Annotated in this window: 22 protein-coding genes; 11 read left to right on the top strand and 11 right to left on the bottom strand. The window is 55.2% G+C overall.

Annotated features, from left to right (window positions below; genetic code table 11):
- Positions 1-48: 48 nt before the first annotated feature.
- Positions 49-591 (top strand): cell division protein ZapC, encoded by a 543-nt coding sequence (locus tag ABIB18_RS01425; protein ID WP_031376124.1) that lies wholly within the window; start codon positions 49-51, stop codon positions 589-591.
- Here the strand turns inward: ABIB18_RS01425 and ABIB18_RS01420 are convergent, their stop codons facing one another.
- Positions 592-1,701: a YcbX family protein gene (locus ABIB18_RS01420; RefSeq protein WP_354473537.1), complete on the bottom strand. Its 1,110-nt coding sequence runs from the start codon at positions 1,699-1,701 to the stop codon at positions 592-594.
- A 111-nt stretch (positions 1,702-1,812) separates the two neighbouring features.
- On the opposite strand from ABIB18_RS01420, the gene rlmKL reads away from it, so the two are divergent.
- The 6 genes from rlmKL to rmf all read left to right on the top strand — a co-directional run bounded on the left by rlmKL (position 1,813) and on the right by rmf (position 9,782).
- Positions 1,813-3,927 carry a bifunctional 23S rRNA (guanine(2069)-N(7))-methyltransferase RlmK/23S rRNA (guanine(2445)-N(2))-methyltransferase RlmL gene (gene rlmKL / locus ABIB18_RS01415; protein ID WP_354473535.1) on the top strand — a complete coding sequence of 705 codons (2,115 nt, stop codon included), beginning with the start codon at positions 1,813-1,815 and terminating at the stop codon, positions 3,925-3,927.
- 6 nt (positions 3,928-3,933) lie between these two features.
- Complete coding sequence (locus ABIB18_RS01410) at positions 3,934-5,853, top strand: ABC transporter ATP-binding protein (RefSeq protein WP_354473534.1); 1,920 nt, start codon at positions 3,934-3,936, stop codon at positions 5,851-5,853.
- A gap of 15 nt (positions 5,854-5,868) precedes the next feature.
- Positions 5,869-7,137 carry a membrane integrity-associated transporter subunit PqiA gene (pqiA, locus tag ABIB18_RS01405; protein WP_089561079.1) on the top strand — a complete coding sequence of 423 codons (1,269 nt, stop codon included), beginning with the start codon at positions 5,869-5,871 and terminating at the stop codon, positions 7,135-7,137.
- Positions 7,124-8,767: an intermembrane transport protein PqiB gene (gene pqiB / locus ABIB18_RS01400; protein ID WP_031376120.1), complete on the top strand. Its 1,644-nt coding sequence runs from the start codon at positions 7,124-7,126 to the stop codon at positions 8,765-8,767. The genes pqiA and pqiB overlap by 14 nt, the downstream gene beginning before the upstream one ends.
- Positions 8,764-9,333 (top strand): membrane integrity-associated transporter subunit PqiC, encoded by a 570-nt coding sequence (gene pqiC / locus ABIB18_RS01395; protein WP_046288411.1) that lies wholly within the window; start codon positions 8,764-8,766, stop codon positions 9,331-9,333. Before pqiB ends, pqiC begins: the two co-directional genes overlap by 4 nt.
- A 281-nt stretch (positions 9,334-9,614) precedes the next feature.
- Positions 9,615-9,782, top strand: coding sequence for a ribosome modulation factor (gene rmf / locus ABIB18_RS01390; RefSeq protein ID WP_072050988.1), 168 nt, complete (start codon positions 9,615-9,617; stop codon positions 9,780-9,782).
- A 69-nt stretch (positions 9,783-9,851) separates the two neighbouring features.
- On the opposite strand, the gene fabA is transcribed toward rmf, so the two are convergent.
- Both fabA and ABIB18_RS01380 read right to left on the bottom strand, forming a co-directional pair.
- Positions 9,852-10,370, bottom strand: coding sequence for a bifunctional 3-hydroxydecanoyl-ACP dehydratase/trans-2-decenoyl-ACP isomerase (gene fabA, locus ABIB18_RS01385; protein ID WP_008925876.1), 519 nt, complete (start codon positions 10,368-10,370; stop codon positions 9,852-9,854).
- A gap of 68 nt (positions 10,371-10,438) precedes the next feature.
- Complete coding sequence (locus ABIB18_RS01380) at positions 10,439-12,307, bottom strand: AAA family ATPase (RefSeq protein WP_046288410.1); 1,869 nt, start codon at positions 12,305-12,307, stop codon at positions 10,439-10,441.
- 53 nt (positions 12,308-12,360) lie between these two features.
- On the opposite strand from ABIB18_RS01380, the gene matP reads away from it, so the two are divergent.
- Positions 12,361-12,828 carry a macrodomain Ter protein MatP gene (matP, locus tag ABIB18_RS01375; protein WP_139807893.1) on the top strand — a complete coding sequence of 156 codons (468 nt, stop codon included), beginning with the start codon at positions 12,361-12,363 and terminating at the stop codon, positions 12,826-12,828.
- An 84-nt stretch (positions 12,829-12,912) separates the two neighbouring features.
- On the opposite strand, the gene ompA is transcribed toward matP, so the two are convergent.
- Both ompA and sulA read right to left on the bottom strand, forming a co-directional pair.
- Complete coding sequence (gene ompA / locus ABIB18_RS01370) at positions 12,913-13,980, bottom strand: porin OmpA (protein WP_031376116.1); 1,068 nt, start codon at positions 13,978-13,980, stop codon at positions 12,913-12,915.
- 350 nt (positions 13,981-14,330) lie between these two features.
- Positions 14,331-14,822, bottom strand: a complete 492-nt coding sequence (gene sulA, locus ABIB18_RS01365; protein ID WP_354473532.1) for an SOS-induced cell division inhibitor SulA — start codon at positions 14,820-14,822, stop codon at positions 14,331-14,333.
- A gap of 211 nt (positions 14,823-15,033) precedes the next feature.
- Between sulA and ABIB18_RS01360 the strand changes: the two genes are divergently transcribed.
- Positions 15,034-15,663: a TfoX/Sxy family DNA transformation protein gene (locus tag ABIB18_RS01360; RefSeq protein ID WP_159223710.1), complete on the top strand. Its 630-nt coding sequence runs from the start codon at positions 15,034-15,036 to the stop codon at positions 15,661-15,663.
- Here the strand turns inward: ABIB18_RS01360 and yccS are convergent.
- Positions 15,660-17,819, bottom strand: a complete 2,160-nt coding sequence (yccS, locus tag ABIB18_RS01355; protein ID WP_354473531.1) for a YccS family putative transporter — start codon at positions 17,817-17,819, stop codon at positions 15,660-15,662. The genes ABIB18_RS01360 and yccS overlap by 4 nt on opposite strands.
- Positions 17,803-18,243, bottom strand: coding sequence for a YccF domain-containing protein (locus ABIB18_RS01350; RefSeq protein ID WP_031376112.1), 441 nt, complete (start codon positions 18,241-18,243; stop codon positions 17,803-17,805). The genes yccS and ABIB18_RS01350 overlap by 17 nt, the downstream gene beginning before the upstream one ends.
- A gap of 123 nt (positions 18,244-18,366) precedes the next feature.
- Between ABIB18_RS01350 and helD the strand changes: the two genes are divergently transcribed.
- On the top strand, positions 18,367-20,421 hold the full coding sequence (helD, locus tag ABIB18_RS01345) for a DNA helicase IV (protein WP_089561076.1): 2,055 nt from the start codon (positions 18,367-18,369) through the stop codon (positions 20,419-20,421).
- 1 nt (position 20,422) lies between these two features.
- On the opposite strand, the gene mgsA is transcribed toward helD, so the two are convergent.
- Complete coding sequence (mgsA, locus tag ABIB18_RS01340; protein WP_031376110.1) at positions 20,423-20,881, bottom strand: methylglyoxal synthase; 459 nt, start codon at positions 20,879-20,881, stop codon at positions 20,423-20,425.
- Between the two features lie 69 nt (positions 20,882-20,950).
- Entirely contained in the window at positions 20,951-21,592 is a 642-nt protein-coding gene (locus tag ABIB18_RS01335; protein WP_031376109.1) for a YccT family protein, read from the bottom strand.
- 176 nt (positions 21,593-21,768) lie between these two features.
- Between ABIB18_RS01335 and ABIB18_RS01330 the strand changes: the two genes are divergently transcribed.
- Positions 21,769-22,182, top strand: coding sequence for a CoA-binding protein (locus ABIB18_RS01330; RefSeq protein ID WP_069728126.1), 414 nt, complete (start codon positions 21,769-21,771; stop codon positions 22,180-22,182).
- Positions 22,183-22,218: 36 nt separating this feature from the next.
- On the opposite strand, the gene hspQ is transcribed toward ABIB18_RS01330, so the two are convergent.
- Both hspQ and rlmI read right to left on the bottom strand, forming a co-directional pair.
- Entirely contained in the window at positions 22,219-22,536 is a 318-nt protein-coding gene (gene hspQ / locus ABIB18_RS01325; RefSeq protein ID WP_031376107.1) for a heat shock protein HspQ, read from the bottom strand.
- Between the two features lie 59 nt (positions 22,537-22,595).
- Positions 22,596-23,786, bottom strand: coding sequence for a 23S rRNA (cytosine(1962)-C(5))-methyltransferase RlmI (rlmI, locus tag ABIB18_RS01320; protein WP_046288409.1), 1,191 nt, complete (start codon positions 23,784-23,786; stop codon positions 22,596-22,598).
- Positions 23,787-23,814: the final 28 nt, after the last annotated feature.

Genomic DNA, 23,814 nt, shown 5'->3' with positions numbered 1-23,814 from the left:
GCTGAATTTTGCGTGATTTTTGGCGCAGCGGTAAATACAGGGCACACTATGAAAATCAAACCTGATGATAACTGGCGTTGGTATTTTGATGCCAGCCACGACCGAATGATGCTCGACCTGGCTGACGGTATGCTTTTTCGTTCCCGCTTTTCCCGCAAAATGCTCACCCCGGACGCGTTTAATGAAACCGGCTTTTGTGTCGATGATGCTGCGCTCTATTTCACCTTCGAAGAGACCTGTCGTCAGTGTAAGTTAAGCAGCCAGCACCGCGCTGAGCTGGTGTTAAATGCGCTGGTGGCGGCACGATTCCTGAAACCGCTGATGCCGAAAAGCTGGCACTTTTCCTCTTATGCGCCGGCCCTGCGGCCGAATGTCGGTGAGATGGTGCAGGTTACGCTGGCGGAAAATGGCGAGCAGGCACGACTGCTGGTGGTAGAGAAGGGGGATAACGCTGCGCTCTGTTTGCTGGCTCAGCCCGGACTGACGCTGGCGGGCAAAGCGATGGTGCTTGGCGATGCCATCAAAGTGATGAACGACCGCCTGCAACCTTACTGTCAGGATATTATGCCGCGCTACGCCCGCGCGGTGTAATCAGTTCAGTTCCACATCGCCTGCCGGAATACAGCTGCAACTCAACAGAGTGCCATCCTGACCAATGGCGCTTTGCTTCAGGGCCTTTACCTCACCCGCGACCAGCCTGAGTTTACAACTGCCACATAATCCTGCCCGACAGGAGTAAGGTATGCGGAATCCCTGCATCTCCAGCTGTTCCAGCAGCACCTGCTGATTATCACCGGTGAAGGTCTGACCCTGAAAGGTAATATTGACGGCCGACGGCGCCTGCTGCCGGGGTTGCAGCGTCTGAACCACCTCACCTGCTCCGTAAACACGCGGCGAACGTCGTTTAATAACGGTAACCGTATCGCCGGCGCGAACCACGCCCGAATTACGGGCAATTAAATTCAGACCGAAATCGATGTCGCCACTGCCGTCCTGCGCACTGCGAAAGCCCTGCAATGTCGCCAGTGGCTGGCCGGCCGGATGTTTATTTCCGGTCTCCGGGCTGACGGTGGTGAACACGCAGCGGCTGCACGGTTTGGTGACCTCGAATAACACCTCGCCAATCTGAATCTCCGCCCAGCCATCTTCTTCCCAGGCTGCGGCACCGCTGATGACCAGGTTCGGCCGAAACTGTTCGACACGCACACTGGCCGGGCAGCGCTGTTGCAGATCGGCTAACGAGGCACTGTTGACCAGCAGGAACGGGAAGCCATCGGCAAAGCTGAGCGGCACCGAGGCGAAATTTTTAACCCGCCGGGTGGGTTGCGGGCCGACCCAGCGCAGCTGCACCTCGCGCGGAAAGAACTGACTGAGCCACTGATTGATCGCATCTGGCGCAATACGAGCGGTGAAATGGTTGCCCCAGACTTCGGTCGGATGATACTGCCCGTTGAAATCGCTGAAGCCAACGCTTGTGTGAGTGCCGTCCGGCGCCAGCAGCAGCAGGCCATCCGGCAGAATCGCCGGCGTGAAACGGACCATCTCCGGGTATTGTCGCGCGGTAATAAAGGTTCCATCAGGTTCAGTCACCATGAACAGGCGATCAAACGCCAGTCCGCTGTCTGAGACCTGCGCATGCGACAGTTGCAATCCCCGCATCGACTTCACAGGATGAATAAACAGGCGGGAAAGCGTAATCATGGTGATCTCCTTGAAACCAGGCGCGCAAGACAAAAGTAGCTAACTTTATGACATAGGTCTCCGATTCGCTATAATGCGCAACAATTTTCTCAAGAGTTAAAAAGTGACGATATGAATTCTCTGTTTGCCAGCACGGCGCGTGGGCTCGAAGAGCTGTTAAAAAGTGAGCTGGACGCGCTGGGCGCGCAGGATTTGCAGGTGGTGCAGGGCGGTGTTCACTACCAGGCCGATGAGCGCGTAATGTATCAAAGCCTGATGTGGAGCCGTTTAGCCTCCCGCATCCTGCTGCCGCTGGGAGAGTTTGGCGTCTACAGCGATCTGGATCTTTATCTGGGTGTGCAAAGTGTTGACTGGCCAACGATGTTCGGCAGCGACAAAACCTTTGTGGTGCACTTCAGTGGAACCAATGATTCGATTCGCAACAGCCAGTTCGGCGCCCTGAAAGTTAAAGACGCCATTGTCGACAGCTTTACCCGCCAGAATCTGGAGCGCCCGAATGTGGATCGCGAACAGGCGGATATCCGGATTAACGTCTGGCTGAACGACGATCGCGCCAGTATTGCGCTGGATCTGAGCGGCAGTGCGCTGCATCAGCGCGGCTACCGCCAGCAGACCGGACAGGCACCGCTGAAAGAGAACCTGGCTGCGGCGATCGTGTTGCGCTCAGGCTGGCAGCCAACCACGCCGCTGATCGATCCGATGTGCGGATCGGGCACATTGCTGATCGAAGCAGCACTGATCGCCTGCGATCGCGCGCCGGGCCTGTTGCGTAAGCACTGGGGCTTCACCGCATGGAGTCAGTTTAACGCCGCGCTGTGGCAGGAAGTGAAAACCGAAGCGCAGACCCGCGCCCGTAACGGCACGGCGGCGACTCAGGCACGCTTCTTCGGCTATGACAACAATGGTCGGGTGCTGGAATGGGCGCAGGCCAATGCCCGTCGCGCTGGCGTCTTCGAACTCTTTACCTTCGCCCAGCAGGATCTGCTGAAGCTGACCAATCCGGTCGATCCGCTGATCCACGGCACGGTGCTGAGCAACCCGCCTTACGGTGAACGTCTGGAGAGCGAGCCGGCGCTGATTGCGCTGCACAGCCAGCTCGGACGCCTGATGAAGCTGCACTTTGGCGGCTGGAACCTGTCACTGTTCAGCGCCTCGCCGGAACTGCTGAGCTGTCTGCAACTGCGCGCCGATCGCCAGTTCAAAGCGAAAAACGGTCCGCTGGATTGCGTACAGAAAAATTATCAGTTGTCGGTCAACAGCGGTGAAAGCGCCGGCCAGATTGCGGAAGATTATGCCAACCGCCTGCGTAAAAATCTGAAGAAGCTGGAGAAGTGGGCGCGGCAGGAAGGCATTGAGTGTTACCGCATCTATGATGCCGATCTGCCTGACTACAACGTGGCGGTCGATCGCTACGCTGATTGGGTGATCATTCAGGAATATGCGCCGCCGAAAACCATCGATCCGAACAAAGCGCGCCAGCGCCTGTTCGATGTGATCAGTGCGACGCTCACCGTGCTCGAACTGCCCGCCGACCGCCTGATCCTGAAAACGCGTGAACGCCAGAAAGGCAAAGCGCAGTATCAGAAGCTGAGCGAGAAGGGCGACTATTTTGAGGTCAAAGAGTTTAATGCGCGTTTCTGGGTCAACCTGACTGATTATCTCGACACCGGTCTGTTTCTTGATCACCGAATTGCGCGCAAAATGCTGGGTCAGATGAGTCAGGGGAAAGATTTCCTCAACCTGTTTGCCTATACCGGCACCGCCAGCGTGCATGCCGGCCTTGGCGGGGCGCGTTCAACCACCACGGTGGATATGTCGCGTACCTATCTGGAGTGGGCGGAGCGCAATTTACGTCTGAACGGCCTGACCGGTCGTCAGCATCGCCTGATGCAGGCGGATTGCCTGAGCTGGCTGAACGAAAGCGATGAGAATTTTGATCTGATCTTTATCGATCCGCCGACCTTCTCAAACTCAAAACGTATGGAAGAGAGCTTCGACGTTCAGCGCGATCACATGATGCTGATGCGCAACCTGAAGCGTCTGCTACGTCGCGGCGGCACCATCATGTTCTCCAACAACAAACATGGTTTCAAAATGGATATGGATGGTCTGAAGGCGTTGGGCCTGCAGGCGCAGGACATTACCCAAAAAACTCAGTCGCAGGACTTCGCGCGTAACCGTCAAATTCACAACTGCTGGCTGATCACTCACGTCGGTAAGGAATAAGTTTACATGTCATTAATCAGTATCCACGGCGCTTATCTCTCCTTCAGCGATGCGCCGCTGTTAGACAATACCGAACTGCACATCGAAGAGAACGAACGCGTCTGTCTGGTGGGCCGTAACGGTGCCGGTAAATCGACTCTGATGAAGATCATCAACGGCGAACAGCCGCTGGATGATGGCCGCATCGTCTATGAAACCGATTTGGTTGTTGCGCGTCTGCAGCAGGACCCGCCGCGCAATATTACCGGTTCAGTGTATGACTTCGTCGCCGAAGGCGTGGAAGAGCAGGCCGAACATCTCAAGGCTTATCACGCCATTTCCCATGTGGTGATGGAAGATCCCAGCGATAAAAACCTCAATGAGATGGCACGTCTGCAAAGCATTCTTGACCACCAGAATTTGTGGCAGCTGGAAAGCCGTATCAATGATGTGCTGGAGCAGATTGGTCTGCAGCCTGATACCGAACTTTCATCGCTGTCGGGTGGCTGGCTGCGTAAAGCGGCGCTCGGCCGGGCGCTGGTCAGCAATCCGCGCGTACTGATGCTGGATGAGCCGACGAACCACCTCGATATCGAAACCATCGACTGGCTGGAAACTTTCCTGAAGAACTTCAGCGGCAGCATCGTGTTTATCTCGCATGACCGTTCGTTTATTCGCAACATGGCGACGCGAATTGTCGATCTCGACCGCGGTAAGCTGGTCTCCTGGCCGGGCAATTATGACCAGTATCTGGAAGGGAAAGAGGAAGCGCTGCGCGTTGAAGAGATGCAGAACGCGGAATTCGACCGCAAGCTGGCGCAGGAAGAAGTCTGGATCCGTCAGGGTATCAAAGCGCGTCGTACCCGTAATGAAGGCCGTGTGCGTGCACTGAAAGCGCTGCGTCGTGAACGTTCAGAACGTCGCGAAGTCATGGGCAAAGCCAATATGCAGGTGGGCGAAGCCTCGCGCTCAGGCAAAATCGTATTTGAGCTGGAAAACGTCGACTATGCGGTTGACGGCAAAGTGCTGGTGAAGAACTTCTCTTCCCAGGTCCAGCGTGGCGATAAAATTGCGCTGATCGGCCCGAACGGCTGCGGCAAAACCACCTTGCTACGCCTGATGCTGCAGCAGCTGCAAGCCGATCATGGCCGCGTGCACTCTGGCACCAAGCTGGAAGTGGCCTATTTCGACCAGCATCGCGCCGAACTCGATCCGGACCGCACCGTGATGGATAACCTTGCGGAAGGCAAGCAGGAAGTGCTGGTCAACGGCAAGCCACGTCACGTGCTGGGCTACCTGCAGGACTTCCTGTTCCACCCAAAACGCGCCATGACGCCGGTGCGTGCCTTGTCCGGTGGTGAACGTAACCGCCTGCTGCTGGCGCGTCTGTTCCTGCGTCCCAGCAACCTGATGATTCTCGATGAACCGACCAACGACCTCGACGTTGAAACGCTGGAGCTGCTGGAAGAGCTGATTGATGGCTATCAGGGCACCGTGCTGCTGGTGAGCCACGATCGTCAGTTTGTCGACAATACCGTCACCGAATGCTGGATCTTCGAAGGCAACGGTGAGATCGGCACCTTCGTCGGCGGCTATCACGATGCACAACAGCAGCGTGCGGCCTATAAGCAGCAAAAAGCGGGCGCACCGGCGAAAGCAACTGCTGCTGTGGCAAAACCTGCGTCAGAGAAAAGCGATGCTGCCAAACGCAGCGTTAACAAACTAAGCTATAACCTGGCGCGTGAGCTGGAACAGCTGCCGCAAAAGCTGGAACAGCTGGAAGCGCGAATTGGCGAACTGCAGGCGAAAATGAGTCCTCCGGACTTCTTCAGCCAGGCGCATGACCAGACTCAACCGGTGCTGGACAGTCTGGCGCAGGCTGAGCAGGAACTGGAAACGGCTTTTGCGCGCTGGGAAGAGCTTGAGTCAATGAAAAACGGCGCGTAGAGCAAGGGATAACGGATGTGTTCAGCAGATAAAAGTGACGCGTGGATGCTCTGTCCACAATGCGATTTAATGAATAAGCTGCCGGACATCCCTGTTGGCAGCCGCGCCTCATGCCCGCGCTGCCAGACTTCCCTGACGGCGAACTGGCACGAGCCGCGCAGACGGCCAACCGGTTATGCGCTGGCGGCCTTGTTTATGCTGCTGCTGGCTAACCTGTTCCCGTTTATCACCATGAAAGTGGCCGGGCTCAGCAGCCAGATCAGCCTGGCGGAGATACCGCAGGTGATGGTGTCGGAGGACTACAGCAGTCTGGCGACGCTGTTCCTGCTGTTTGTTCAGGCGATCCCGGCGTTCTGCATGATCACCATTCTGCTGCTGGTAAATCCGGTGCCGCTGCCCAACAGCCTGAAACTGGGGCTGGCGCGCATTCTGTTTCAGTTACGCAACTGGGGCATGGCGGAAATCTTCATGGCGGGGGTACTGGTCAGTTTCGTCAAGCTGATGGCCTACGGCGATATCGGGCTGGAAACCAGCTTCTGGCCATGGTGTCTGTTCTGCCTGCTGCAACTGCGGGCCTTTCAGTGCATCGATCGGCGTCAGCTGTGGCAGAGCATTGCGCCACTACCGGCTCTGCCGCATCCACCCAAAGTCGGCGTCACCGGCCTGCAGCAGGGTTTGCGATCTTGTCCCTGCTGCACCGCCATTCTGCCCGCCGACCAGCGGCATTGTACCCGCTGCGGAGTGGTGGCATCCGTCCGCCGTAAACACAGCCTGCAATGGACGCTGGCGCTGCTGCTGACCTCGGTCATTCTCTATATTCCCGCTAACCTGATGCCCATTATGGTGACAGAAACGCTGGGCAGCGCTTATCCCTCCAATATTATGGCAGGCGTTATCTTACTGTGGAGCGACGGTTCTTATCCGGTGGCGCTGGTGATTTTTATCGCCAGTATTATGGTGCCGACGCTGAAAATGCTGGCGATCGGCTGGCTCTGCTGGGATGCCGGCGGACGTGGAAGGCATGATAGCCACAAGATGCACCTGATTTATGAAGTGGTTGAATTTGTAGGCCGCTGGTCAATGATCGACGTATTTGTGATTGCAGTGCTCTCTGCGCTGGTGCGCATGGGGCAATTAATGAGTGTGTATCCCGCGTGGGGGGCAGTGTTATTTGCGCTGGTGGTCATTCTGACCATGATTGCTGCAATGACCTTTGACCCGCGATTAACCTGGGATCGTGTACACGCAAACAATGTAAAGGAGCCGCGCCTTGACGGAAATTAACCACGGCCACGCAAAGGTGGAGCAGATCAAGCGCTGGTCGCCGGTCTGGATTGTCCCCATCGTCACGCTGTTAATCGGCGGATGGATTCTGTTCTATCACTTCAGCCATCAGGGACCGGTAGTCACCCTGATTACCGAAAATGCCGAGGGCATCGAAGCGGGTAAAACCACCATTAAAAGCCGCAGCGTTGATGTCGGCGTGGTTGAGAGCGCGGTACTAAGCGACGATCTCCATCACGTTGAAATTAAGGCCCGCCTTAATGCCGGAATGGGAAAACTGCTGCACAAAGACAGCGTTTTCTGGGTAGTTAAACCGCAAATTGGTCGCGAAGGCATTAGCGGATTGGGAACCCTGCTGTCGGGTGCCTATATTGAGTTACAGCCAGGCACCAAAAGTGAAGCGCCAGAACAATTTAACCTGCTGGATGCACCCCCTTTAGCGCCGCCGGATGCTAAAGGCATCCGCATTATCCTCGACAGTAAAAAAGCCGGCCAGCTTAACCCTGGCGATCCGGTGCTGTTCCGTGGCTATCGCGTTGGTACGGTAGAAACCAGCACCTTCGATACCGATAAACGCATGATGACCTATCAGCTGTTTATCGCGGCACCGTATGATCGGCTGGTCACCACCAATGTCCGCTTCTGGAAGGACAGCGGCATCGCCGTTGATATGTCTGCCTCAGGTATGCGGGTAGAAATGGGTTCACTGACCACGCTGTTCAGCGGTGGCGTCAGCTTTGACGTGCCGGATGGCTGGGATCTGGGCCAGGCCGCACAGAATCAGTCTGATTATCATCTGTTTGACGATCAACGCAGCATTCAGGACTCACTGTATACCAACCATATCGATTATCTGCTGTTCTTCACCGATTCGATTCGTGGTCTGCAGGCCGGTGCGCCGGTTGAATTCCGCGGCATTCGCCTCGGTACGGTATCTGAAGCACCGCTGATGAAAGCGGGTCTGGATCAGGCGCTGAACAATGATTACCGCGTACCGGTGCTGATTCGCATCGAGCCGGATCGCTTTATCAGCCGACTGGGCGAGAACTTCGATCTGCAGCAGCATCTGCAGGATGGTAAGAAACGCGGCCTGCGTGCCACGCTGAAAACCGGCAACCTACTGTCAGGCGCGTTATACGTTGATCTCGACTTCTACGACAATGCACCAGCGTATAAAGGGCCGCAGAAAGTGTCGGGTTATGAAGTAATCCCAACCGTCAGCGGTGGCCTGAGCCAGATTCAGCAGAAGCTGATGGCGGCGCTGGATAAGATCAACGGACTGCCGCTTAACGGTATGATTAACCAGGCGACCGGCACGCTAAAAGAGAGCCAGAAAACGATGCGTGACCTGCAACGCACCATCGATAACATCAATAAAGTGACGGCCAGCCCGGCGATGAAAACGCTGCCGGAAGATATGCAACAGACCTTGCGTGAGCTGAACCGCAGCATGAAAGGACTGCAGCCAGGCTCGCCAGCGTACAGCAAGCTGGTCGGAGATATGCAGCGACTCGACCAGGTGCTGCGTGAACTGCAGCCGGTACTGAAGACGCTGAATACCAAAAGCAACGCGCTGGTGTTTGAGGCGAAACCGGGACAGGATCCCCAGCCTAAGAGGGCGAAACAGTGAAGAAAGGAATGATACTCTCTGCCGCGCTGCTGCTGAGCGCGTGCAGCAGCACCATCGATAATACCTGGTATCAGCTGCCCTCCGGGGCGGCACCGATGAAGGTCAGCAGTAGCAGCACGACTGAAGCACAACCGATGCTGTGGGTGCAGCAGGTTACGGTGCCTGATTATCTGGCGGGTAACGGGCTGGTCTATCAGACCAGTGACGTAAAATATGTTATCGCCGCCAATAATCTTTGGGCCAGTCCGCTCGATCAGCAATTGCAGCAAACGCTGATTACCAACCTCAGCAAAGCCCTGCCGGGCAGACTGGTTGCCGGTACGCCGATGGGTGCGCAGCACGACACGCTGAACGTGACCATTACTGGCTTCCAGGGGCGCTACGACGGCAAAGCGGTGATCAGTGGAGAGTGGACGCTGGAACATCAGGGCCATCTGACAAAGCAGGCGTTCAATCTGGCGCTGCCGCAGAACGAAGATGGCTACGATGCGCTGGTCAGAACGCTGGCGGTGGGCTGGCAGCAAACTGCGCAGCAGATCGCCAACAGTACGGTTGCGTTAAATTAAGAAGAGTATGAATAAATAAGCTAAGCCCCTGATTTTTCGTTAAGCACTAGCGACGAAAAGCAGGGGCTTTTTTATTAGCTTAATCAGTGGGATAGTGTTGCCATCTGCATCACAAAATAGCGCATTTTTGTCAGACAGAGGTCACATTTATGACACTGGCGTGAAGATTGCGCATTGATCTTTGGGCGCGTAGCGGGTAGAACATTAGGGTGGTTGAACATTAATTCACCACCTTTTTCTTTCCACCAGATTCCACAGACCTTACATGAGGGACACGGAGTATGAAGAGACAGAAACGAGACCGCCTCGAACGCGCCCATTCACGTGGTTATCAGGCAGGCATTACTGGACGCTCAAAAGAGATGTGTCCGTATCAGATGATTGACGCTAAGTCTCACTGGTTGGGAGGGTGGCGACAAGCCATGGAGGACAGGTCGGTAGCTGCCTAGCCGGATGTCACTGAAAAGGGAATATAACCTCCGCTGCGCGCGGAGGTTTTCGTTTCTGCGGGGAAACGCTTAGAAAGCCGCCGTATCTTTGAACAGGCCCACTTTCAAATCGCTGGCGGTATAGATCAGGTTGCCATCGACCAGCACTTCGCCATCGGCAACGCCCATCACCAGTTTACGGTTGATAACGCGTTTGAAGTGAATACGGTAAGTGACTTTCTTCGCTTCAGGCAGAACCTGACCGGTAAATTTCACTTCACCTACGCCCAGCGCACGACCTTTACCTTCGCCACCCAGCCAGCCCAGATAGAAACCGACCAGCTGCCACATGGCATCCAGACCTAAGCAACCTGGCATTACCGGGTCGCCAATAAAGTGGCAACCGAAGAACCAAAGGTCAGGATTGATATCCAGCTCTGCTTCAACAAAGCCTTTATCATATTTGCCGCCGTCTTCGGTCATCTTGACCACGCGGTCCATCATCAACATGTTGCCTGACGGAAGCGGCGGACCATTTTCGCCAAACAGTTCACCACGACCTGACAGAATCAGATCTTCTTTGGTATAGGATTCGCGTTTATCTACCATGTTTACAATAAGCCTTTTTTTAGTGAATCACGAATATTAGCGAACAGTTGTACGCTGAGCAAATCGGATTAACGGTGGTTGAACCAGTTAAGCCAGCGTAGTCCCCATGGACGGTGCGGCACGTCCGACTGGTTCAGTTGGCTAATACGTTCCTGAATGGTGCGCAGCAGGCTGTCGCCTTCACCATCCTCAGTATCCCAGACTTTGCCGGTCAGTAGCGGCAGTGCTTCATCAGCACGTTCAATCGCCCAGATATGGAAGCGACCTTGCTCAACCGCGCTGACCACCGCCTGATTCAGACTCAGGTGGCGTACGTTGCAGGCAGGAATAATGACACCCTGCTGGCCGGTCAGTTCGCGCTGATGGCAAATATCGAAGAAGCCTTCGATTTTTTCGTTCAGCCCGCCGACCGGCTGCACATTACCAAACTGATCGACCGAGCCGGTAACCGCAATTTGTTGATTGACCGGCTGGTTTGCCAGCGCGCTAATCAGCGCACACAGCTCTGCCAGCGAGGCGCTGTCGCCGTCGACTTCAGAATAGGATTGTTCAAACACCAGCGACGCCGAGAAGGGCAACTGCTGTTCCAGTTCCAGCTCGGCAATCAGATAGGCCTGCATAATCATCATGCCTTTCGCATGAATATTGCCGCCCAGTTCTGCTTTGCGTTCAACATCGGTAAATTCACCGTCGCCGGGATGCACTACGCAGGTAATACGTGATGGATCGCCCCAGGCGCGTGGATGACCGGGATACTCCACCACTGACAGGCCGTTAATCTGGCCGACCACTTCGCCTTCGGTCTCAATCAGGATCTGTTTCAGCAGGATCTCATCGCGCATCCGCTCGTTGAGATAATTTTCACGCCACAGGCGCGCTTCCAGCGCATCACGCAGCGCTTCCGCATTAAGCTTTTCGCCCATCAGCGCTGACTCACGCATCTGGCGTTGTAACCAGCGCGGGCAGAGCGGCAACGTTTCCTGATCGCCGCTGAACCGTACGCCTTCTTTAATCAACTCCGGCCAGAAATCCACTTCCGGTAACGGCAGCCCGGCTTGCTGCGCCAGCTCAGCAGTCCAGCGGCACCAGGCGAGCATGTCATCTTCATCCAGAATCTGAATGTTCTCTTCAAATTCGGTGTAGATCGCCATTTCATGTGCTTCAGGATCGAGTTCCTGAAAATCAGCCAGCGCTTCTCGATCGCCGCACAGGACCAGATTTAACTGCAGTGGCAACGGCGGGATGGCGATCGGCAGCGGGCGGCGTTCATCCTGAGAGGTCCAGTCGACATAACCCTGCTCGATGCATTTCTTCAGGCGTAACCAGAGGATCGGCTGGGTCATAAAACTGCGCAGCGAGAGCACCAGTGTGCCGCCGTTAGCGCGATGGATCAGGCCCGGCTCAAGCTGAATTCGATCTTTATGCTGACGCACGCAGCCAAACAGCTGTTCGGTCTCAATCCAGTCGGCGAAGTGAATACCGCCCTGACTGGTGAAAGGACGTTGCGGGTCAGAAGGGGGCTGCAGCGTGACGTTGTCGGCCATGATATGGTAATCACCACCATACAGCGTAGTGGTTTCCTCCATGACCCGTTGAGCCGCCTGGGCTATCTGCGCCAGGTAGTCGCGATTTTCCTGGCTGCGAACCAGCAGTAACGGGAATCCCTGCGTCTGGTGGTGTAAATGCGCCAGTGCATTCAGCAATCGGGGCTGTACCGTTGCCAGAGCATCGGTTTCTTCATCAGCAATTCGGGAGAAAACGGATTGGTATTGTGCGCTATCCGGCTGTAAGGTTTGCCACGTAAGTTGGGTGCTGGTCAAAATAATCGCATTTGTCTGATTTAAGAAAAGCGAGATTATACAGGATTCACCCTTGTTAAGCACTGCAGACTTCCTGTTGAAGATGTGACGTTGACAGCATGTTTTTCGTTGCTGCATCCGGGAAAAAAGCTGTTATTCTTAGCTCGTTACGTGATCACGATGAGATTCCGATGAAATACCAGCAACTCGAAAATCTTGAAAGTGGATGGAAATGGAAATACCTGGTGAAAAAACATCGGGAAGGTGAACTGATCACGCGTCACCTTGAATTAAGTGCGGCGCAGGCGGCAGTCGATAAGCTGCTGGCGATGGAAAATAATCCGGTTACGGTCAACGAATGGATTGCTGAGCATATTCATGCCGACCTGGACAATCGGCTTAAGCAGACCATTCGTGCGCGGCGCAAACGTCACTTCAATGCTGAGCATCAGCATACGCGGAAGAAGTCGATTGACCTTGAGTATCTGGTCTGGCAACGGCTGGCAGGACTGGCGCAACGGCGTAACAGTACCTTGTCTGAGACGGTAGTGCAGTTGATTGAAGATGCCGAACGCAAAGAGAAGTATGCCAATCAGATGTCGAGTCTCAGAGAAGATCTGCAGGCGATTCTCGGTAAGTCTGGCTCAGAAAAAGAGTAACTACACCCGTATAGTCTGGCAACTTTGCCGACAGACTGGCATAAAAAAACCCCGCCTTAGCGGGGTTTTTTATTACGTGTAAACTTAAGCCTGTGGCTGAGTTACAACGTCTTTGATGCCTTTAACGTCGATTTCTACACGACGGTCCGGCGCCAGGCAGTCGATCAGGGCATTGCGGCCTTTCACGCTGTCACAGGTGTTGCCGGTAACTGGGTTAGATTCACCCATGCCACGTGCAGAGATCTTGTTAGAAGGGATACCTTTAGATACCAGGTAATCTACTACAGACTGAGCACGTTTCTCAGACAGTTTCTGGTTATACTGCTCTGAACCGATGCGATCGGTGAAGCCCAGTACGACAACGGAACCATCTTTAGGATCCATTGAGCTCAGCTGGCTGTACAGCTGATCCAGAGCCTGCTGACCTTCTGGCTTCAGGGTAGCTTTGTTGAAGGTGAACAGAACGTCAGACTTCAGAGTGAAACGCTTGGTTTCAACAACTGGTGCTGGCGCTGGAGCCGGAGCTGGTGCTGGAGCAGCTTCATCCTGACCGAAGCGGTATGAAACGCCTACGCTCAGCATGCCGTTGTCTGGACGGGTACCAACGGTCTGTGCATCACCAATGTTGTTAACCCACTGGTAATCCAGACGGGTAGCCCAGTTTTTGGTCAGCGCATACTCAACACCAACTGCTGCCAGTGGAGAAACACCGGTGTCGTGGTCGCTGATGCGGCCATTAACAGGATTAGTCTGCGTTGAGTCTGCACGCCATACCATGCCGCCCAGACGAGTATACACGTCCAGATCGTCATAAATTGGGTAGCTCAGTTTAGCAGCCAGCTGAATGCCTTGTGCTTTGAACGCGCCGTTAGTCACGTTGCCTTTATTAGGCATGCGACCCAGCCAGTCATAGCCCAGCTCGAAGCCCAGGTATGGATTTGCCTGGTAACCAACGAATGCACCTGCACCCAGCTGGCTTTCGTGAGTTGGACCGTCATTGTTTTGGTAACCGTTACCGTAGTAACCAGTGTCGTGGTACTGAGACCAGCCCAGTTTAGCACCGGTGTACCAGGTGTCATCTTTCGGAGCGGCCTGCGCTACGGTAGCGAAGCCAGCCAGTGCCACTGCAATTGCGATAGCTGTCTTTTTCATTTTGCGCCTCGTTATCATCCAAATAGGCAATGAGCAAAAAGGTTGCTCTTGGTTTAATCCTTCGCCGGGTCAAAACGCTCGCTTATGACTCTACCGCAAAAAAACGGAGGTTATTGAGCACCCTGGCGAGATAAAGTCTACAACGAGATTGGAAACTTACAAGTATGATGTGAGGCGCTTCTGTAAAAAAACAGAGATTTATACACAAATTCTAACAATTAGCCTGGTATTATCGTCGCGGATCAATAGCCAAAAAACCTGCTAAACCATTGTCAACGCTCGAACTAACAGAATCAGTGGTTTAGCGACGACAGATAAGAAATATAGCTTGAGAAAGTTCCGACTTTTACTTAATGAAACAAATCCGACTGAATTTTTAGCGCATTTTGTGGTCCCAGAGGCGCTTCGGGTGTTCCACTCGATCGCAAAATCAATCCCAGGGCATCGCCTTCGGCCGCTGCATTTTCCAGTTGACGTCGTTCATCTTCATCCAGTTCGTACGGAATCCATGCCAGAACGACACTGTAATTTCCGGTACGCAGCGCTTTTATCATCGCCTCAACTGCGTTCATACGCTCAGAATCGGCAATATGCATGCTCTTATCCAGCGGCAAGCCGGACTGCTGTAACCAGGCACGGCTCAGCTTATGCGCAGGGGTTAACCACAGTTGCCAGCGCGACTGCTGACTCAGCTGCTGCAACAGCGGCAACAGTAACATCTGCATCATTCCGGGCTGCTCACTATAGCGTAACTCTGTAATCCAGCCATGCTGAGAAGCGGATACGGAAGAGGACGCGTAATGATGAGCATAGCGTGCATTGTTCGGATGTTGTGTTCGCATAAGTTAATCACTCAGCAGTGGACTGTATGAATATACAGTACTGGCGTTACGCATAAAGATCAACCCAAATTTCTGATAACGCCTCGCAAAAACGTCACAAGGTTAGCGGAACCGCTATTAATTCATTGAACCGGATAAGGCTTTTTCCTATCTTCTAATTATCTGAAACCAAACATAATTTCAGATATTTCTATAACACGGAGGTGAAGTGATGAAAAAGTTAAATCCGATCATTGAACGTTCCAGAGCGCAGCTGGCCCCGCTGGGCTCGATCGAGTCGCGAACCCAGTTTGGTGGCTATGCGCTGGCTGTCGAACGGGTAGTTTTTGCTTTGGTAAATAATGACGCACTCTATCTGCGCGCCAGCGAGCCACTGCGTGAATACATCGCACAGAGTCCACTCGAGCCATTAATCTTTCGTAAGCGTGGCGTACTGGTCAGCCTTAACTACTATCGGGTTGATGACGCTTTATGGCATGCGCCAGCGCATCTGCTGACGTTATCTGCGGCGTCACTGGAGACCGCAAGGGAAGAGCAGCAGCGTAAGCAGTTATCACTGCGCTTAAAAGATCTGCCTAATCTCAGTGTGCGTATGGAGATGATGTTACATGAGGCGGGTATTCTGAACGTGCAGCATCTGTATGAGATCGGCGCTAAGCAATGCTGGCTGAAGCTGAAAGCGGTAAACCAGCATGTCGGGCTACAGACGCTGCTGGCGCTGGAGGGGGCGATATCGGGCCATCACTATGCCGCCCTGCCACAGGCGGTCAGGGCGGAACTCAATGCCTGGTTTCAGCGCACCGTACTGATGACGCTGAATCCCAAAGGCGGCGTAAACTAATCGGCGTTAAGCGTGCGGCGCAGGCGAGCGACTTCAGGCATCAGCGCCACCAGCAAGCCGAGTTGCTGCAATACCAGTGGCGCGCGTGTATCCGCATCGGCGGCCAGCTGGCTGATCCGCTGAGCCAGTTGATGACGCATCGTCTCAGCCTGTTGATCGCTGACGACATCCGTTTGCAGCACATCCTCAACATAACAGACCGTATCATCCAGCAGTTTGAGCAGTTCCGGTTCGCTAATTTTATCGCGATGCGCACCCAGTGCAGAGATGTAGCTCAGGAAAGAGTGATTTGAGCACAGCAACTGAAAAGCGGAATCACGCATTGTCTGGCTGGTACGGCTTTCACTGCTCATGTTGGAGACCACCGACGCCAGTTCGGCATCGGCATTATGCGCATCCCGCCGGGCGATGCGATAAGCCAGGCGGTTATCTTTGCCCTGATGGTATTGCTCCATAATCGCATCCAGATAGCGGCAGTTGGCCTGTAAGGTGCGTTCTGCTACCGCCGGTAGCTGACGGAAGCGCCAGTCTGGCCAGATAAAGGCGACGGCCAGCCAGGCCAGACCGCAGCCCAAAAGCGTATCGACCACCCGCGGTAAAGCCACCTCAAATCCTTCGCCGAGCAGGTTAAAACAGAGCAGCACCAGCAGCGTGATAAACAGCGTGGCCTGCGCATACTGCACCTGTCGGAAGGCGAAAAACAGCACCCCGCTGATCACGATTAGAATCAGTTGCCCTTCGACCGAGGGCACCAGCCAGAGCACCGGCAGACCAATAGCGATCCCGGCCAGCGTCCCGCCAATACGCAGCGCCAGCCGCCGCTGTGTCGCATTGTAGTTGGGCTGGCAGACAAACAGACTGGTCAACAGTATCCAGTAGCCTCGCTCCAGCCCGGTGATCTGAATGAAGCCGTAACCGATACACAGCACCACCGACATCCGCACCGCGTGGCGGAACAACGCCGAAGCGGGGGTAAGGTGGCGACTGAAGCGCAGCCTGATATCGCTCCAGCCGCTCAGACCTTCGCGTGACAGCAGATTGTCGCTGTGCTGCGGATCGTCGCCTGCCAGCGTCTGCTCCGATTCGATAGAGGCCAGCTGGGCGTCAATCGCCTGCAGGTTGCGCAGCAGCCAGTAAAGCGCACGGGTATGGGTGGCCTCTGGCTCACGCTGCTCAAGGCGTTCTATGGCTTTTTGCAGCCGTTCAAATGCCCGCTCAAACCGGCTGTCGTGCACCCAGCGTTCACTCATTAAAATAGAGTGCGCCAGCTGCCGACAGGCCTGGGCCTGCATATTGAGTAAGCGCTGGAAGCGGAACAGGATCTCGTTATAGCGCCAGTCACCACGCAGCAGGTGATATTGCAGATGAGAGGAGCTGGCACGTTCATGGATATCCTGCGCCACAAAGTAGTAATGCAGACTGCGCCGGGTACCACGTGAACCGCGATCGCCACGCAACCGGCTCTGCAGAGTGGTCTTGGTCAGATTGAGCTGGGCGACGAGCTGGCTGTTGACCATCGCGGCATCAATAAAGGTCGCATCATCCTGTTCGCCAGCATCCGGATCGAACAGATTGGCTTTGGCATCCAGATAACGCGCCAGCTGGGAAAAACTGCCCGCCAGTTGTTCCTGAACCGGCCGAACCGGAAACATCAGGTGACCGAGCAGGGTCAGCAGGTTGTACCAGAGCGCGCCCACCAGCAACAGAATCGGCTGCATATACCACTGGCTGAACAACCCGATGCCGAGCATGGTATAGACCGCAATCAGCAAGGCACCAAAGGCAATGGTGGCGTAGCGCTGACCGAGCGCCCCCAGCAGAATGAAGCCCCAGGTGGAGATCGCCAGTCCGGCAATAAACGCCAGCGGGTAGGGAAACAGCAGTTCAACCGACACCGAAGCGATACAGAAGCAGAGCAGGGTGATCAGCAGATTCTTTAGCCGCCCGGCTAGCCGATCATCAAGATCCGCCAGCGCCGCGGCCACCACGCCCAGCGTCAGCGGGATGGTCCACTCAATCTGGTGCAGCCACCAGGGAATGGCGGCACACCCGCTCAGTGCAAACAGAATGCGCAGCAGGTAGCGCCAGGTACTGTTAAACAGATACTGCCGCCAGCCGGGCAGGCTTTTCGACATCATACTAATAGCGACGGGCATTGGCTTCGCGCGCGGCACGCGCCTCTTCCACCGATACGACGCGGCGTCCTACCGGCCACAGCGCAATCGCGGCAATTTTGAAGTTAGCGATACCGACCGGAATGCCGATGATGCTGATGCACTGCACAATGCCGACCGAAATGTGCGACAGGCAGAGCCACCAGCCAAAGAAGATCAGCCAGAAGATATTCAGGAAGGTTCCGCCGGTGTTCATGATGTGACTCCGGTTTTCCGGGCGCAGCACGTCGACATGCACCGCTTCATTGCCAAATGGCAACAGCGACAGTTTGGTAATTTCCCAGCAGGAGCGGGTCAGCGGCAGGGTAAAAATCAGCACAATGCTGATTAAGGTGGCAAACAGCCAGCTCAGGGTGGTGAAAAAGCCACCCAGAACGAAATTAAGAACGTTTAAGACGGTGCGCATGACATTTTTTTCCTTTTGCATTCCGCAAGATGTGACGCCAAGTTTAGCCTGTTTTAAGGCTGGAGCGCCAAGGGTCTGACAGGTAAACTCCCCCTAATCCTATTCTCTGTCGTTGGTGTCGGCGTGGAACTGAAAGCAACCTCCATGGGCAAACGACTTGCCCAGCATCCTTACAATCGGGTCCGTCTGATGGCGGCTGGCGTGGAAGTCAGCGGCGATAAGCATGAGTACCTGATCCCTTTTAACCAGCTGCTGGATATCACCTGCAAGCGCGGGCTGGTGTGGGGTGAACTGGAATTTTTACTGGCTGACGAAAAAGTGGTCCGGCTGCACGGGACGGAATGGCAGGAAACGCAGCGTTTTCATCACTATCTGCTGCAATCCTGGCAGCAGTGGAGCCTGGAGATGAGCGAGGTGTGCAGTGAGGTTCTGCAAGCGCTGCGTAGCGCGATTGAGGCGTTTAGCACCCAGGATCGCTGGCTCAATCGCAGTGAGCTGCAGGATTTAAAAGCGCAGATCGTGAAACAGTTCGATGCCTTACCCTTGCCGCTGACCCGCCTCAATGAGTTTGCCACCTGTCGTGATGACCTGGAATTTTGCCAGCGCTGGCTGGAGCAGGGCGAGACGGCACTGCGTCAGCGTAACCGTGACTGGACCGCCGCCATGCTGACGCGTTACCACGATTTCTTTGCCAGCGTAGAAACGACGCCGCTGAATACCGCCCAGAGTGAAGCCGTGGTGAACGGTGAGGCTTCGTTGCTGGTGCTGGCGGGTGCCGGTAGCGGTAAGACCTCGGTGCTGGTGGCGCGGGCAGGCTGGCTGATGCAGCGCAGGCTGGCCAGCGCCGATCAAATCCTGCTGCTGGCCTTTGGCCGACAGGCTGCGGAGGAGATGAACGATCGGATCCAGTCCCGACTGGGTGCCAGCGAGATTCAGGCGCGTACCTTTCATTCGCTGGCGCTGCACATTATTCGCGAAGGCAGTAATAAGCAGCCGGCGATCAGTAAACTGGAGAGCGATACCGAAGCTCGCCGCGCCTTACTGATTCAGCACTGGCGTCAGCAGTGCAGTGAGAAGAAAGCGCAGGCCAACGGCTGGCGGCAATGGCTGCGTGATGAGCTGGAGTGGGAGTTGCCGGACGGCGCGTTCTGGCAGGATGACCGGCTGGCTAACCGGCTGGCAACGCGACTGGAGCGCTGGCTGAGCCTGATGCGGATGCACGGCGGCGCCCGGGCGGCGATGATTGCTGAAGTGCCGGAGGAAACGCGCGACCTGTTCAGCAAACGCATCCGGCTAATGGCTCCGCTGCTGAAAGCCTGGAAGAGTGCGCTGAAAGAGGAGGGCGCAGTCGATTTTTCCGGCCTGATTCACCAGGCGATTGCAATACTGGAAAAGGGCCGTTTCATCAGCCCGTGGAAACATATTCTGGTCGATGAATTCCAGGATATTTCCCCGCAACGCGCAGCGCTGCTGACCGCATTACGCCAGCAGAATAAGCGTACCTCGCTGTTTGCGGTGGGAGATGACTGGCAGGCGATCTACCGTTTCAGCGGGGCAGAAATGTCGCTGACCACCGCCTTTCATCACTATTTTGGTGAAGGCGATCGCTGTGTGCTGGACACCACCTATCGCTTCAACGATCGCATTGGAGAGATCGCCAATCGCTTTGTGCAGCAAAATCCACAGCAGTTACGCAAACCGCTTAATAGCGTGACCAGGGGGAATAAAAAGTCGATTTCGCTGCTGGCGCAGGATCAGCTTGAAGGGCTGCTGAACAAGCTCAGCGGCTACGCAAAACCGGAGGAACGGATCCTGCTGCTGGCGCGTTACCACTACCTGCGACCGGAACTGCTGGAGAAAGCGAAGACCCGCTGGCCAAAGCTCAAGCTGGATTTTATGACGATTCACGCCAGTAAAGGACAGCAGGCAGATTACGTGATTCTGCTCGGCTTACAGCAGGGGAAAGAAGGCTTTCCTGCGGCGGCGCGCGAATCGATCATCGAACAGGGATTGTTACCGCAGCCGGAAGCGTTCCCGGATGCAGAAGAGCGACGTCTGGCCTATGTGGCGCTGACGCGGGCGCGTCAGCAGGTCTGGCTGATGTTCGATAAAGCGCAGCCGTCGGTATTTGTCGAACAGTTCCGCGAACTCGGTGTACCGGTGCTGCGCAAAGCCTGAATTACTTCAGGCGTTCTGCCATGTAGCGCTGATAATCGGGGATCATAATATCGACCGCGCCGGCAAACAGTGGCGACTGAATAATGAAGTCGGCGGTTGAGCGGTTGGTGGCGACCGGAATGTTCCACACGGTCGCCAGGCGCAGCAGCGCTTTGACATCCGGATCGTGCGGCACCGCATTCAGCGGGTCCCAGAAAAACATCAGCGCATCAATTTTGCCTTCGGAGATCATTGCGCCAACCTGCTGATCGCCGCCCATCGGGCCACTCAGCATGGCGTTAACGGTTAAACCGGTATGGCGATTGATCAGCGTGCCGGTGGTGCCGGTGGCGTAAAGGGTATGCGGTTCGAGAGCGGCCTGGTTTTGTTTAACCCAGTCGAGTAACGCGGCTTTGCAATGGTCATGGGCGACCAGTGCGATATGTTTTTTTATGCCAAGGGTACGAACGGTTTGTTCCATAAAGGCTTCCTGATAAGTCTCATGCGGAAGAATCGGTGGCATGAGTTTACCCCTGGCCTTTCCTCTCTATCAACTCGTACGCAACATTTTGACCAGCGTCATAAACTGCTGGCGGGTTGCTTCATCGAAGCGCTGAAACCAGCGGTGTAGCGAGGGCAATTCCGCCTGGGTGGTCCAGGCAAGATCGGCAGTTAACCGGGCGGAGGGGGCGGAACTCTTTACCTGCCGGGCAAACTGCGGCACGGAGGCGACCTGACCGGTGCGATTATAGTTGAGCATCGCCTTTTCCATATCCGCGGTGGCGCTGGCCGGCAGATGGTCACGCATACTGACAATCTCTTTGCCGTGCTCATCCACCAGCTGGAAATTGAGGCTGCGATCGAAATGGTAACGCTCGCGTTTCGTCTCCAGTGGCGGCAGCTTAATGGTGATGGTTTTGGCGGCGGCGGTAAACGTAACGATCATCGGTACCGACTGGTAGCGCTGAACCATATCCGGCCGATCGTTGCGCTGCTTTTCAACCCGAAACAGAAACTGATGCTGACCGCGATCCAGCTCTAAGCTGTCAGCGCCTTTGAGGAGCGAGCCTGAAATTTTTCGGCCATCCAGCACTAACAGGTCAATCTGCGGATCGAGCTTTAAGGTGATGGCAGAACAAGACGCCGAGACGAGGAGTGTTAACAACCCCGTGACAGCCAGCGACAGCTTCATTTCAACTCCAGTAGCAGTGGGCGCAAGGGAAGGTGTGTAGCAAATTCTTACATTATGGCAGTTAATTTACATTTGAACATATTTATTCGTGCGCCGGTTCAATTAATTTCGCTGCCGGCTTAGCCGTGAACCACCAGGCCAATCTACACTCAACGCAGGCCAGAAAGGAGATAACAATGAACGATCAGACAATTCGTGATGTGCTGACACGCACCCGGCGAATCGCTTTAGTGGGCGCAAGCGACCGCCCGGAGCGCCCGAGTTATGGGGTGATGAAGTATTTACTCGATCAGGGTTACGAGGTGATCCCGGTCAGCCCGAAACTGGCGGGTAAAACGCTGCTGGGACAGCAGGCTTATGCCACCCTGGCTGAGGTGCCCGGGAAAATCGATATGGTGGATGTGTTTCGCAATTCTGAAGCCGCATGGGGCGTCGCGCAGGAAGCGATCGCGGCGGGCGCGGATACGCTATGGCTTCAGTTGGGGGTGATTAATGAACAGGCGGCGGTGCTGGCACAGGATGCGGGCATGACGGTGATTATGGATCGCTGCCCGAAGATTGAGATTCCGCGTCTGGGAATCACGCGTTAACAGAGCAGACGTGGCGGCAAACCGTGCCGCCACAGATTAATGTCGCAGATGGGGGGCCTGCAATTGCTGGCGGACTGACGCAGCCAGTTCATCCATTGACGGCTGTTCCGGATGCTCAACGCTGGTTTCACCGGCAAGCTGAATCTCAGCAACGTAGGTATGCACCTGATCGCCTTCCTCATCTTCCATCACTACATGATACCAGGGCGCGCTGCGCAACTTCTCTTCTGCGCCAACGTCTTCAATTTTAGGCTCATCTAACGAGTATTCCGGATCGACATCGACGATAACGCCCAGCACACCGGACAAACGATGACGAACCTGCTGACCAATACCAAATTTACTGGCAATCATAGTGACCTCCGAAAAAAGTACTCCTGATCCAATATGGGGTCAGGAGCCACTTTTTCAAGTCACATTACCCGGCAGGCGAAACCTTTCAGGTAGAGACCTTCCGGATAGCTGGCAATGACTGGATGGTCAGCCGCCTGACGGAATTGCTCAATGAACTGCACCTCATGTCCGGCATCCAGCGCCGCGTCGGCAATGATCTTCTGGAACAGATCGGTCGCCATCAGGCCGGAGCAGGAGAAGGTCAGCAAAATGCCGCCTGGGTTGAGCAACTGGATAGCCAGCATATTAATATCTTTATAGCCACGACAGGCGCCCATCAACTGGCTTTTATTCTCAACGAATTTCGGCGGATCCATGATGATCAGATCAAACTTTTCGCCCGCGTCACGGTAACGACGCAGCAGTTTGAAAACATCATCCCGTTCGAAACGGGCGCGTGACACGTCCAGTTGGTTGAGTTCAACGTTCTGACGCGCTACATCCAGCGCATCCTGTGAGGTATCAACGCTGATCACTTCTTTACAGCCGCCCATCAGGGCAGAGACGGCAAATCCACCGGTATAGGAAAAGCAGTTCAGCACCCGGGCATCTTTGGCGTAGCGGCGCGTCGCCAGACGGCTGTCGCGCTGATCGAGGTAATAGCCGGTTTTATGGCCGCCCTGAATATCCACCAGCAGCTTCATACCATGTTCGGTAATCGGCAGCAGCGGCGGCGGGATCTCACCGGTGACGGTGCCCTGCGCCAGTTCCAGTCCCTCTTTTTTACGCACCGCAACATCAGAGCGGTCATAGATGGCGCAGCCCGGGAAGCAGTGCTGCAAGGCCGAGATAATCGCCGGACGCTGATATTCCGCCCCGGCAGATAACAGCTGCATCACTAAAAAGTTGCCGAAGCGGTCGATGGTGACGCCGGGTAAACCGTCTGATTCACCGGCAACCAGCCGGTAGCTATCCAGACCATCTCGGGCAGCCAGCCATTCGCGCCACTGTTGCGCCTGTTCAAAACGGCGGACAAAGAAGGCGATGTCGATGGATTCATCAGCTTGCCAGCTCCAGACGCGGGCACGGATCTGCGACTGAGGTGACCAGGCGGCACGGGCCAGCCATTTACCGTTACTGTCACAAACATCAATGGTTTCGCCCAGTTGCGCTTTGCCTTCCATACGGGCAACCGCACCCGAAAAGACCCAGGGGTGGCGACGGAGCAGGGACTTTTCACGTCCCTTCGCGAGAATCAATCTGACTGTCATAGTTTGCTATGCTTACCTGAAAAAATGA

Origin of the sequence: Pantoea sp. UYEF8, assembly GCF_040546285.1 — a bacterium.
GTDB classification, from domain to species: Bacteria; Pseudomonadota; Gammaproteobacteria; order Enterobacterales; family Enterobacteriaceae; genus Pantoea; species Pantoea brenneri.
Note: the sequence above shows the minus strand (reverse complement) of the source record. Positions and strands in the feature narration are given on the sequence as shown.